Origin of the sequence: Candidatus Aeolococcus gillhamiae, assembly GCF_016464765.1 — a bacterium.
Lineage (GTDB): Bacteria > Chloroflexota > Dormibacteria > Aeolococcales > Aeolococcaceae > Aeolococcus > Aeolococcus gillhamiae.
Map to the genome: position 1 here is coordinate 1 of NZ_JAEKNS010000054.1, position 12,843 is coordinate 12,843.

Here is a 12,843-nt window from a genome sequence, read left to right on the forward strand (position 1 = left end):
CCCGTCCGCAAGCTACTCGAACCTGGCCAACAAAACCCCGAATCTGATGATCCAACAGGCGTTTCTGCGACGCTGAATTCGAATACCAGCGGGTTACTTCCAAGCTGGATGTCGAGGGTTCGAGTCCCTTCTCCCGCTCCACACAAGCGAATTCGGCCATTCGGCAGGGCGCTTGAAACCTAGCTTTCCAAGCTGGACGTCGCCAGTCCCCTACGAAGCTGAGGATTTGGAGTTCGGGCCGGGGATTGCCGCTCCCAGGGGATGGTGTGCGAGCCCAACGCCCAGGCGACGAGATGTTCCCGGTTTCGCGCGACGACACTCAGACCCCGGTAAGGTCGCGGCACATCTCCAGAAGGCGGCGCTGCACCGCCGGGTCGACTGCCTGCGGCGGCATTGGCCGGACCTTTCCGTCGTGGATGTACAGCCCGGTCTCACGGCCGAATCGCGGATCCAGTGCGTCGACAAGTTTGGCGGCCGACCTGGTGGCGGGCTTGAAGGCAATGGCGCTCACGGGACGCAGGAACCACGGCATCCCCTCACCGGTGGTGCCGCGGGTTTTGGTCGGGCCCGGGCAGCACACGCGGAAGACGATGCCACGATCGGCATACTCGCGGGCTAGGCCGCCCATGACCGCCGCCACGGCGAACTTCGACTGGGTGTATGGGCCGAAGAGCGGCCGGTTGTTCGTCGGGTTGAGCAGCGCGTCCACCTTGAGCCCACGCGTGTGCAACATTCCCCGCGACCCGACCGTCAGCACAGTACCGTGTGCCGCCAGCAGTGGCCCGGCGAGCCCCCGCACCAGCTGGTACGGTGCGAGCGTGTTGACTTCGAAATGCATTTCGATGCCCTGCGCCGAGTTGCGGCGCGGCCCGAGCTGCACCCCGGCGTTGTTGAGCAGCAGGTCTACTCTCTCGAACCGCGCGGTGATCTCGCGAGTCGCGTTGTCGATTGAACGGTGGTCGGCGAGGTCCGCGCACACCGAGGCTGCCACCGAGTCGCGCAACTCCTCTGCAAGCGCCTGCGCACGCGTGAGGTCGCGGTTGACAAGGACCAGCTGCCAACCGTCCCCGGCCAGCTGCCGTGCGACCTCCGTGCCTATACCCCGCGTGGTCCCGGTGACGACGGCAAGACCTCTCATCAGACCGCCGTCGCCTCGACGACTTTCATTGGTCCGGCCGTGGGGATGACGGCCTGCAGCCGGAACCCGCTGGAACCAAACAGGTCCGCCAGCTCAGCGGCCGTCCGCTCACGGCCCCCGGTGATCGCCAGCATCAGGACGTCCAGGGCATTGACGCGTGGGTCGTCGCCGGTCTCCGGCACGATGTTCTCGATGACAGCCACGGTCGCGCCGGGAGCGGCACCCCGGCGGATGGCAGACAGTATTCGGAGGCAGTCCTGGTCGTCCCAGTCGTGCAGGACCTCCATGACGATGTAGAGGTCCGCGCGCGGCAGTGGGTCGCGGAAGAAATCGCCCGCGACCGTGGTCAGCCGTTCGACCGCCACGTCGGTCGCCGCCACCACCTCGGGGAGGTCGAAAAGGATCCCGGTCGCGCCTGGAGCTGCGGTGAGGAGCGCCCGCAGCAGGTGCCCGAGGCCACCGCCGATGTCGGCGATCGTGGTGAACCGTCGGAAGTCGTAGGCCGCGAGCACCTCCGCGATGTACGCAGCTGCCCTCGCCTCCATCGCCTCCCCGAAGACTCGCGCTTGGTCGGGATGGTCTGTGAGATAGGCCCAGAAGCCTCGTGGCTCGACGAGGTTGACCGCCGGCTCTCCGCTTCGCACGGAGTGCATGAGCTCTGTGAATGTCTCGTTCATCAGTCGCAGGTTCATCATCCGCGCGAAGGCGCGCATCGATCCCGGCGCGTCGCTGCGCAGGAGTAGGGAGGCGTCGGTGTGTGCGTAGCCGCCGCGACGCCGGGCGAAGATGCCGATCGACGACAGCAGGCGCAGCACACGGTCCAACGACCTAGGGTCAACTCCACACCCCACGGCGATGGTGGCGACCGGCGTCGATTGCTGGCCGACATGGTCGGCCACGCCCAGCTCCGCGACGACGTGCAATGCGCGAGAAGCGACTATGGCGTTCGTCGTCTCCCAGATGGTGACCTGCGGCGGAGCCGCGGACTGCGTGATGGCCATCGAACAACCTCCGTGCTCAAATCGGCGGCGTCCGTCGCCACCCGACACGCAGGATGTGGCCGGTCAGGCGGTCCTGGAATCCGCCGGATTACTCACTTCGCTGCTCAATTCTTCGCACGACCCAGGTGGCGATCTGGGCACGGTTGGAGACATCGAGCTTGTTGAGCACATGCTGGACGTGATTCTGCACAGTCCGCTCCGAGAGGAAGAGCTGTTCGGCGATGCCACGGTTGGAGTGCCCTGCAGCGACCAGTTGTGCGACCTCCCACTCGCGCCGGCTCAGCGCCCCGTGCGCCGATCCCAGCCGCGATGCGACGGCTGTGGCGCGGTCCTCGAGAGCGTCGGCGCCGACCCTCCCCGCGACCCGAGCCGCCGCTGCAACGAGGCTGCGGGCCCGCGGAACGTCGCCCGCCGCGGCGCGGTCCAGCAGGGCACCGGCCAGCTCCAGCTTCGCCTCCGCCTCGAAGCCTGGGGCGCCAACGGTGTGCGACGTCCTGGCGGCTGCCTCCAAGTCTCGGATCGCCTCGTCGAGGGACCCGGTGGCGCGCGCTGCGACACCGGTCCACAGCTCGACCGGTCCCAGATACGCCACGGCGCCCGTCCCGCAAACGACGTGGTGGCCTCGGAACGGCAGCAGTCGACTGCGGAGCAGGGCCAGGTCCGCGCGACGGCCGAGATATCGAGCGACGCTGATCCCCAGTGCCATCGAGAGCATCTCTACGTGTGGCGGCGGGCGCCACGTCTCCGCAGGCCCGGCTCCGGCGTACAGGGTATGAGCCTCCTCGATCCGACCCGCCTGTGCCAGCACCCTGGCGTCGGAAAGGCTTTGGATCAGACCCGCGTCCTCTCCCGACACCGGGCGGCGGGCCTCTTCGATCGCGTGGAGTGTCGCGGCCTCCACGCCCGCATGGTGGCTGAGGTTTGACAGCACCGCCGAGCGAAGTAGGAACGGGTTGGGGTCGCCGCCCGCCGGGTAGCCTGCGAACGCCTGCGCGGCCATCCGTCGACATTCGTCGAAGCGGCCGTGCGCCATGGCCAGCACAGCACGGGCGGTGAGCTCCGAGAACCGCGCGTGGCGATCTCGCATGCGAGCCGCGGCCGCCCCGACGGCATCAATCTCGGCGGCGGCGCTGGCGAGATTCCCGCGCTCGAGCTCGACGTCGACTAGCGCTAGGTGCCCCTGCAGCTCGAGGTGCGGGAGGCCGAGCCCGCGGCCTTCAGCGAGCATCGCCGCGGCGAGCGCCGCCCGCTCGTCGACGTGTGCGGGACCCCCCAACACGAACTGCCGCACGCGCAGCGCACCAGCCATGGCGTCTGCGTCGCCACACCGGTTCGCCAACTCCAGCGCCTGCCGGGTTGCCGGTTCGAAGTCATAGAGCTCCGCGGAGTAGAGGTGGGTCTCAACATCGTGGGCGATCAGCCTTGCCCTGAGGGAGAGGTCACCCGCACCGATCCCCGCAAGCGCCTCTGCGCACGCGCGGCGGGTCGCCGCTGTCCAGAGGTCCGGCCCAATCGGTGACATCGCGAGCGCTGCGTCGGCGAGCAGATCGGGGCGGCCAAGCTGACGCGCGAGCTGGGCCGCCTCATTGCAGGCATCAAAGCGCCCCGCATGATCGGCGGCCCGCGCCGCCGCCTCCCCCGCGCCGAGCCACAGCCGAACGCTTGTCTCGTCATCGATCTCCGTCGCGCCCGTGGTCAGAGCCTGGCGGTACAGCCGACCGGCAGTCTCGTAGGCCAGCTGCCCTCTGGCCTCTCGTGCGGCAGCTTCGATGGCCGTCGCGGCCCGCGCGCGTTCGCCACTGAGGGCCGCGACGGCCCAGTGGCGAGCCAGCTCAAACCTTTTCAGGGCGCGATTCCCGCCCTCTCTCTCGATGACCTCGGCCGCGGCGCGATGTAGCTCGATGCACCGAGACGTGCTCAGCCGCGCCTCGACGGCGTCGCGGAGCAGGGCATGGGGAAACTGCCAGGTCCCTACGTCCACACGCTCCAGCAGCCGCGCCGCGACGAGACGATCGACATCGTCCAGCGCGTCCTCTTCGCGTATCCCGCACATGTGACCCGCAGTCGTGACGCGGAACTCCAAGCCAAGAACCGCGGCCGCCTCCAGCACGCGTGCTGACCGCTGGGGGAGCGCAGCCAGCCGGGCCTCCACTGCTGTTCGGACGCTGGGAGAGACGGTGACGTCACTGGGTGAAAGCGCACGATCTTCAATCTGGTGTCCGACCTCGCGCACGAGGAACGGATTGCCGCCGGTCAGGCGCATCACCGTTGCAAGTTCACCATCCTCGATGTCTCGCGGCACGATCGCGCCCAACTGCACCCGCACGGCGTCCGCATCGAGGCCCCTCAGGTGCAACGTGGTCACGATTCGCGCACTGACCGTATCGCCGAAAATCTCCTGCGTGCTGCGCTCGGTGTCCCGAGCAGTTACCACGATGAACAGTTGCCCGTCCGACATGGTGCGCGCGAGATATCTGAGCAGAAGAACCGACGCCTCGTCGGCCCACTGCGCGTCATCGATCAGCAGCGACAGCGGGCGCGCCACCGAGGCGCTCCGAAGGAGCCGGGCGGTGGCATCGAAATGGGAGAAGCGGTCGCCCGATGATGTCGCGTTGCCGAACACCCCCGGGGCGATCGCACCCAAGTCGCGGGCGAGATCCTCACGCCGGGCGATCCCAGCGATCCCGATCTCCGCGTCGAGTCGACGGAAAATCTGCGTCCATGGCCAGTACGGGGGGGCACCGGCGTCGTCAATGGCGACCCCGGCGGCCGACGCCATGCCTTGCCGGGCGGCCACGTCGAGCACCGCCCGGGCGAGCGTTGATTTGCCGATCCCGGGTTCCCCGAGCAGGATGAGTATCTGCGGCTCCAACCGCAGGGCTGTGGTCAGCCCTGACAGGGCGACGCCTAGCTCCCGTTCGCGGCCGGCAAGCGCCCCGACCGCGGGGTGGTCATTCCGGAGCAACACCGCATCGATCATCGCACGGAGCAGTTGACGGCGGGGGAGGGAGATGGTCTGTTGCCTCGCGGCACCGATGCCGTGGGAGGCTACTAACGCCGCGTCCGGAGCACCTGTAGTTTTGGTGTTTCAGCCACCCAGCGCGACGAAACCCTTTGTATGGCGACGTGTTCGCTGACACCGTGCCTTCCAAGCTGGATGTCGAGGGTTCGAGTCCCTTCTCCCGCTCCACGCCCTGTTTGACGGTCCACTTTGATCTCAAGTTTGAGCGCTTTCGATTTTTAGGAGCAAAAAGCTAAGCGACCCCCAAAAAGGCCGAACAGAGCGCTCCTCATGACGACTTCCTCATTGACATCGACCGGGTTCCTCGTCGCTCGACCATGCCGCCGGTGACCGTCGGCTGGACCGCGCGATCCCATCTCTCCTGACGTTCATGAGCCGTCCGCGGGGACATCTCATGCGTCTGTGACATCTGGCCGAGGCGACGATTAAGCTATCCCGCAGTGAGCAGCCGACTTTACCGCGACGCGGCGTTCGCCGATGGGCGCTCGGCGACGTTGAGGGTCGGGGTGAGCATCCTCGTCGATGATGATCGAGTCACCTGGATTCGGCCGTCGGACGGAGAGGAAGAGATCGGCCCGGCGGTCAAGGTGATCGACGCGTCGGGCACGACTGTCGTTCCGGGCCTGGTTGACTGCCACAGCCACCTCACCCTGCCGGGGGGAGCCCACTGGCTTGATCATGTGGGCGACTCCCCCGACCAGCTGATCGAGACGGCGGAGGGCAACGGCCGGCTGCTCAACGCGGCCGGGATCCGGTGGGCACGCGATGTCGGAGCCCCAGTAGGAACAGATCCCCATGACGGTGGTGTCCGCGCCTTGAGCCTGGGGATTCGCGACCGGTGGGACGGACGGAAGGACCGTCCGTACGTCCGAGCCGCCGGAACGTTCATCCAACGTCCCGACACGGTTCCACGGGGCGTCGACGCAGGTCCCTCGCTCAGTGCGCAGGTCGAGTTGGAGCTCGATCGTGGGGCGACTCTCATTAAGCTCTATCCCGAGTCGGGCTTTCCGCAAGAGTTCGCATGGAGCGCACACGAGGTGCGCGCAGCGGTCGCGAGCGCGCACGCGCGTGGCTCACGAGTCACCGCTCATGCCTCGACTCGTGAAACGGCGTCGGCTTGCGTCGAAGCAGGCGTGGACAGCATCGAACATGGCTTCGAGATCGATGACGATACCGCCCGACTCATGGCGGCGCGAGGCGTCGCTCTAGTTTCAACTCTGGCCCTCTTTCGCTCATGGACGTCGTTCTCGCGGACCACATCGATACCGCGGTTCACGAGTCCAGAGGGGCTCGCGCGCCTTGCTGCGCGACGAGAGCGGGCGGTAGAGAGCGTGCGCACCGCACATCGCGCTGGGGTCCTGATCGCAGCGGGAACGGATTTTGGCGGGGGGTCGACACGCGCTAACCAGCTGGCCTGGGAAGTCGAGAGCCTCGTTGAGGCAGGACTGGAACCCTGGGAAGCTCTGGCCGCCGCGACTTGGCGCGGAGGAACAGTCCTTGCGGAGCCTGACGCGGGAGTGGTGCGCGAGGGTGGACCATCCGACTTCTTGCTCGTGCACGGCGACCCGTTGAGCGACCCGACGGCGCTGTGGCGGGTATGGCGGGTGGCTTGGGGCGACTGACCGTGCGTCGGCTACTTCCACGGCGATCCACGCTGACCGCACTGGAAGCCACGTTTGCGACCACCGTGGAACGCCGTGCGGTCAGACGGCGGCCGAGGCCACTCAGTCGCAGCGGCGGCCGACGGCTACGACAGCGTCATGAACACCGCTGCCTCCGCGACGCGGGCGAGGTTGCGCAATCCCACGCGCCAGCGCTCGGCCTTCCAGGGTGGTCGGAGGCCCGATCAACCCCGGCTGATCGGGCCCCTGAATCTCACACCCCAGGGATAAAGCCGCCAGAGGTGCGCGCGCCGGAGAACGAGTGGGTCGCGGGGATCGCGACGGTCTTGGTGATCGTGTGCGTCACCACGAGTGTGGTCGCACCTCTGATCAGATAGCCACCACTGGCCGCGAGCAGCACGACGGCCATCAGGCCCACCAACAGCGCGGCGAGGCGCTGTGCGCTCCAGTTCCAACCCCTGTATACCGTGTCCACTTCGACCTCCTTGTCTTCGCCACTCACGTGGCCTCGGTTCTCGCTGACCGGACCTGAGGCTCCGGGTGCAGCGCCTGTCGTTTGAGGAGGCGTTCAACCGGACGCGCCGAATGTTCAGCTCTGGCGTTCAGCGTTAGTGAACATCTCCGTGACCCACTTGCCACGTGATCGGCAGTCGCGGATCGGGGGAGTACAAACACACGTTTCCCGTATGAACCGTGCCTTCGAGGTGTGCAGCGAGTCCTGGGTCGATCGTCGCGATCCGTTGGACTGCCGATTTGACGGCCCGGGTCACGTTCAGGCGGGCCCGTTCGCTGGTTGATCCCGCGACGCGAGCCCGGCCGCCGAGTCCGAGCGCGCGGCCAAGTTCGTGAGTGATGAACTCAAGCTCCTCCCGCATGGCACCCGCCTGATCGGCCTTGCCCCAAGCCTCCGCATCCTCGATTGCCTCATGCAGCTCGACCATTCGCGCTCGGTAGGCGCGACGCGCCTCATCGTCGATGAGCTCGCCGGCGTGGCCGGAGGCGACGGCCCGGGCGGTCGCGTCGTCGCCGCCAGCGCCGATGCGCTCGAGGTCGAGGGAGGGGTGCGGCCGCCCTGGCTGGGCCAGCAAGCGGGCAAGGATGCGCATTCCCTTGCTGTCGCGCAGTCGCAGCACCCTCCCCTCGTAGCCGACCGTCCAGTATTCGCCTTCTAACTGCAGCCTCCCGTCCGCAACGGGTGTTTGCAGGCCATCGGTCGGTGCAACTGAGGCGAGGATCCCCAGATGACCGAGCTCGGTCGCAACCTTGGCACCAAGAACCGACATGCTCAGGTCATCGCACGTGTCGCGCGCGCTTTTAAGGAGCTCAATCGCGCGTTCGCGCTGACCTCCGCCCTTGAGGAGCAGCATGCCAAAGTCGTACTGAGTATGGGCCACCCAGGGCCTCGCACCCATGCGCTCGTTGTGCGCCAGACCATCCGCGAAGTGGCGTTCGGCATCGGACGAATGAGCCCTCACATCAGCCAGGAGTCCAAGGACGCGGGACACGGAGCCGACGCTGCCTTCAGGAGGGCCGAACGCATTCCGATCCGCGTAGGGAAGCAGCAAGTCGTAGAGGGTCTCGGCTCGACCATCGTCGCCCAGGAGGCACGCAACTTCGCTGAGCAGGCACATGTTGTGCACCCAATAATTGTCGAGGGGTATGCCGGCGAAGTCCCGATTGGCGATCTCCTCGAACTCGGCGCGCGCCTGAGCCCTTTGTCCAAGCTCACAATGGAGCAGGGCGAGCGCGCACCGGAACAGCGGATACCAGTGGAACTCCCGAGCTGCCCTCACGATATGCTCCTCGATCTCCGCAAGCCGACCTTGTTCTCTGCGCAGGTGGAACAGCTGGCCCGCGTGGGCGGCCAGGGCGTCGGCAACACGTGATCGCTGGCCCACCTGCAGCGCGGCGGAAATCAGTAGCTCCGCGTCCCGAAAGCGACCCTCAAGCAACGCCAGCGCAGCACGCTCAGCAGCAGCCAGATAGCTCAGTGCGGGCTCGCGAAGCTCCGCAACCACACGGTCGAACGCGCTGAGCTCCCCATAGACCGATGGGATGTCGCCGAGTTCGAAGAACACGCACAGTCGGTCGTGATGACCCCATAGCACCGATTCGGGATCCCCCGCGCTCTCGCCCACTCCGATGATTTCGCTCGCGATCGCGAGTCGTTCCTGTGGATTATCGGGTCGCCACAAAGCTCCAAACATGCCGTCGAGTGCGTAGGCAAGTGTCGCCGGATCGCCGACGCGCCGGGCCACATCCACCGCTTGCCTACTCAGTGACTCGCGTGGTTCTGGTGATGGCTCGTCCCGAAGAGCCCCCGCCAGCCGAGCCAGGAGCCGCGCTCTCAGCACACTGTCGCCGTCACCGACCGCCGCCAGGGCGGCCTCGAGCAGTGGAATTACGTGCCGATCGCCGGCTGCTCGCGTCCAGACGTGTCGCCCACCGTAGCCTAATGCCGCCGTCGGCAGGTGCTCACCAAGCCCCTCGCTGCGACCCAAATCGGCCGCTCGAAGGTAGCTCTCCTTGGACCCGGCCTCATCACCTGCCCGGACCTGCGCGTCGCCGAGCGCCAGCAACAGCGCACATCGTTGTTCGGGATCCTTCGCGTCGCTCATCGCAAGGCCCTGAAGGGCCATCTGAAACAGGCGAACCGCCTCCTCGTAGGCAAGGAGCGAGACGGCGTGGGCGGCGGCCCTCCGCGCGTAGTAGGTCGCCTGATCCCCGGCACTACCCTGGAAGAACTGGTAAGCCAACTCCGCCAGATGGGGTACTGGGTCACCTTCGTATAGCGATTCCAAGGAAATGGCAGCGAGTTCGTGGAGTTGTGTGCGGCGAGCTCTGCCGATCTCGCCGTAGATGGTTTCGCGGATCAAGGCGTGGGAAAATCGCAGCCGGCCCGCAGTGGCGGGCACGTCGCTGATCACCCCGGCAGCCAATGGCTCATCCAGCACCGCGATGATGTCGTTGACCGGGCGCTCGGCGAGTCGGCTGAGTGCGCCCAGGTTGAACTCGCGCCCCAGAACTGATGCCAGCGACAGTACCTGTAGAGACTGTTGCGACAACGGCTTGAGCCGCCGCCCGATGACCTCCCGCACGCTCCGAGGGATGACGATCTTGCTCCCCAGTTCATCCACTCCTTCGGTCAGTCGCCCTTCCTCGAGAAGCAAGCGGGTGACCTCTTGTACGAAAAGCGGATTCCCCTCTGTCTCACCGTGTACCAGTCGCGCCAAGCTCTCGTGCGCGTCAAACCCCGCCGCGGCGCTGATGAAGTGCGCAACGTCTACCTCGGTCAATCCTCGAAGCGTCAGGCGACGAACGCCTTGCTCTCGACCCAACTCCGCAAGGGTGTCGGTGAGCGGAAGGCCTGGCGTCAGGTCAGTGTCGCGGTAGGTGGCCAACAGCAGGATGCGGCTTTCGTCCAGCGCGCCCGCCAAGAAGCGCAGAAGCAGGAGAGAGGGCGTATCCGCCACTTGGAGGTCGTCGAGGACGAGCATCACCGGCCGCGCGAGCGCCGCTCGGGTCAAATAGATTGCTATTGAATCGAACAGCCTGAACCGCGCCGCCTCCGGGTCCATGGCAGGCGCTTCGGGCAGATCCCCGACCGTGCCGTGGATCTCGAGGAGAAGCTGGGCGATGTGGACCACTCCTGTGCCCATTTGCCTGCGAAGCTCGTCAGCGCTCAGATTGCGGACAAGGGACCGAAGCGACTGCACCCAGGGCCAATACACGGGCGCGCCTCCGGCCTCCCAACAGCGGCCCCACACCACCTGGATGGCCCGCTCCCGCGCGCGCTCGGCTAGCTCGTCCGCCAGACGGCTCTTGCCGATGCCCGGCTCGCCGGCAACAAGGAGGACCCTGCCGCGCCCAGCCAGCGCGTCTTCCAGGACGGTCAGTGCCAGGCCAATCTCGCGAGCGCGACCGACGAAGGCGCCCTGCGGTGTGGCGCCGCCGAGGGCGGCCGGGACGTTGGCAGGGACTGGGTGGTTTGGCTCGTCTCTCGCCGATCGGTCCGGGTCCATGTTCCGAGGCTCCTCCCCACGGCGACGCGTCAACGTGGACATGCATCGGGTGACCCGCCAGCGTCGTGAGGCTCCCGAACGCTTGCCTACCGTCGGTGAAGGTTACGCGGCGGTCTTCCTGTGCGTGTGGCCCACGAAGGCGGTTCAGGTGCGATTTGGGGACCCTGCAAGGCCGAAAGCGTTAACCATCCACGGAGACTCCGACGAAGGCACACGAGACGCGACATCGGGAGACGAGGGTCGAGCTCGCGACCGTTACCTCGGCAAGGTAGCGTTGTAATTCTGTATTGCGGAGGGGTCGAAAATGGCCTCGAGACGACTAACCCCCAATTTCCACGGCATTCCACGCTGCCCACATGGGAAGCCACGCAGACCACACGGCGTTCACGCCGAGTTTCAGGAGGAGGTTGCGACCATGGCTGTGGCACGAATCTTCCACACACGTGGAGGCGCAGAAGAAGGGTTGTCACAGACTGCGATGTACTGGAACACTCGGTCGACTCCTGCGAGGACGTAAGCTGGGGCTCCACCAACCACAGGGTCCCGCCGGAGAATGACGGTCGGGAGCCGCTACTGGCGGCAAGAAGAGGAGGAGAACCGTGGGAAAGCTCCAGGAATCGATCGTCGAACGGCACTATCGGGCCTTTGTCGACAAGAACTGGGACGAAGCCGCAGCAATGATGAGCCCTGATGTCGAGACGCAGATGCCCGGCAGCCCGCCGCTGAAGGGTATCGAGCCTTTCATTGCATACACCCAGGTGTTCATCACCGCCTTTCCCGACGCGCGCATGACGCTGGACCGCTGCGTCGAGGGCGCCAACCTAGTGATCGCGGAAGGGAAGTTCATCGGTACCCACACCGGCCCTCTGGCCAGCCCGATGGGTGAGATCCCGCCCACCGGAAAACATCTGGAGCTGCCGTTCACGGACGTCTTCGAGGTCGAGGACGGCAAGGTGACCAAGCACCGCGTCTACTTTGACAACATGACGTTCATGACCCAGCTTGGGCTGATGCCGGAGCCGGCGTCGGCGCGAGGCTAGTCAGATCGCGACGGGGGCCCCGACTACATCACCTCGCAGTGGGACGGCGCGGACTTCCAGGTCTGCGACATCTCCGGGTGGCCTACGGGGTTGGCAGGATGTCGTGGCCCTGACGCGACGCTAAACGGAGCTGCCTTACCCGCCGCTCAGGCGCGTCTTCGTTCACCATCACCGACCGATCTCGGCCAGATGATGGGATCGGACCGGATGGCGAGGGTGGCGGTCGGCGGCCTCGAAGCCGCTGGCCTGATACGTGACCGCGGCGGACGGCTCGCTTTCGTGGACCGGCGTGGCCTGGAGGCTGCGTCCTGCGAGTGCTACGGCTTCCTCAGGGATCAACTCGTCCGGATCGTGCGAGGGTGGCCGTCGCAACTCCTCACCAAGGCTGAGCCCCCGCCTGGATGATTCGCCGCGGCGTGTGAGGCCTCACTTGGCGACCAGGTACGCGATGGGCAGCCCCGCCATCAGCAGGAAGGCGATACCGACCAGCGTATTGCATATCCGGCCGCTGCGAAAACCATGCACCGCCTTCCGGCGGTTGCCGAGTATCAGCATTAGGAGGATCAATGGTGGCGCGGCCAGCCCATTCAACAGGGCTGAGTACACCAACGCCTTGATCGGGTTGAGACCAACAAAGTTCATCAGCAAGCCGACCAACATGGAACCGATGATCACCACGTAAAAGCCGCGGGCGTGCCGAAAGCTCTTTGACAGTCCCTCGTGCCAATTGAACGTCTCCGCCAGGGCGTAGCCGGTTGACCCCGCAAGAACTGGTACCGCAAGCGCTCCAGTGCCGACGATTCCCAGCGCGAATAGCAGTCCCGCGAAATTGCCCGCGATCGGCTTCAGCGCCTGCGCTGCCTGGTCGGCGGTGCCGATGTTAGTGATCCCGTGGGCGCCGAGCGTTGATGCGGCCGATACCAGGATCGCGAACATGATGAGCACTGCTGTCGTCATCCCGACGAGGACATCAACCTGCATTCCGGATACCCGACGTG

Annotated in this window: 8 protein-coding genes; 2 read left to right on the forward strand and 6 right to left on the reverse strand. The window is 66.2% G+C overall.

The window, feature by feature from the left end:
* Positions 1 to 319: 319 nt before the first annotated feature.
* The 3 genes from JF886_RS04775 to JF886_RS04785 form a co-directional block, all read right to left on the reverse strand.
* A complete protein-coding gene (locus JF886_RS04775; protein ID WP_337310119.1) occupies positions 320 to 1,138 on the reverse strand; it encodes an SDR family NAD(P)-dependent oxidoreductase in 819 nt (272 codons plus the stop codon).
* A complete protein-coding gene (locus tag JF886_RS04780; protein WP_337310120.1) occupies positions 1,138 to 2,139 on the reverse strand; it encodes a methyltransferase in 1,002 nt (333 codons plus the stop codon). Before JF886_RS04780 ends, JF886_RS04775 begins: the two co-directional genes overlap by 1 nt.
* 88 nt (positions 2,140 to 2,227) lie before the next feature.
* Complete coding sequence (locus tag JF886_RS04785; RefSeq protein ID WP_337310122.1) at positions 2,228 to 5,107, reverse strand: ATP-binding protein; 2,880 nt, start codon at positions 5,105 to 5,107, stop codon at positions 2,228 to 2,230.
* 494 nt (positions 5,108 to 5,601) lie between these two features.
* Between JF886_RS04785 and JF886_RS04790 the strand changes: the two genes are divergently transcribed.
* Positions 5,602 to 6,783 carry an amidohydrolase family protein gene (locus JF886_RS04790; RefSeq protein WP_337310124.1) on the forward strand — a complete coding sequence of 394 codons (1,182 nt, stop codon included), beginning with the start codon at positions 5,602 to 5,604 and terminating at the stop codon, positions 6,781 to 6,783.
* Between the two features lie 253 nt (positions 6,784 to 7,036).
* Here the strand turns inward: JF886_RS04790 and JF886_RS04795 are convergent, their stop codons facing one another.
* Both JF886_RS04795 and JF886_RS04800 read right to left on the reverse strand, forming a co-directional pair.
* Positions 7,037 to 7,258, reverse strand: a complete 222-nt coding sequence (locus tag JF886_RS04795) for a hypothetical protein (protein ID WP_337310126.1) — start codon at positions 7,256 to 7,258, stop codon at positions 7,037 to 7,039.
* A 133-nt stretch (positions 7,259 to 7,391) separates the two neighbouring features.
* A complete protein-coding gene (locus JF886_RS04800) occupies positions 7,392 to 10,805 on the reverse strand; it encodes an ATP-binding protein (RefSeq protein ID WP_337310128.1) in 3,414 nt (1,137 codons plus the stop codon).
* Between the two features lie 599 nt (positions 10,806 to 11,404).
* Here JF886_RS04800 and JF886_RS04805 point away from each other — a divergent pair.
* On the forward strand, positions 11,405 to 11,845 hold the full coding sequence (locus JF886_RS04805) for an ester cyclase (protein ID WP_337310129.1): 441 nt from the start codon (positions 11,405 to 11,407) through the stop codon (positions 11,843 to 11,845).
* A gap of 426 nt (positions 11,846 to 12,271) precedes the next feature.
* On the opposite strand, the gene JF886_RS04810 is transcribed toward JF886_RS04805, so the two are convergent.
* The coding region (locus JF886_RS04810) for a divalent metal cation transporter (protein ID WP_337310131.1) at positions 12,272 to 12,843 on the reverse strand (572 nt) is incomplete at its 5' end.

What these genes read in the sequence shown, in the direction of transcription:
- JF886_RS04800 (WP_337310128.1), bottom strand. Translation starts at nt 10,805, where the DNA reads ATGGACCCGGACCGATCGGCGAGAGACGAGCCAAACCACCCAGTCCCT.
- JF886_RS04780 (WP_337310120.1), bottom strand. Translation starts at nt 2,139, where the DNA reads ATGGCCATCACGCAGTCCGCGGCTCCGCCGCAGGTCACCATCTGGGAG.
- JF886_RS04775 (WP_337310119.1), bottom strand. Translation starts at nt 1,138, where the DNA reads ATGAGAGGTCTTGCCGTCGTCACCGGGACCACGCGGGGTATAGGCACG.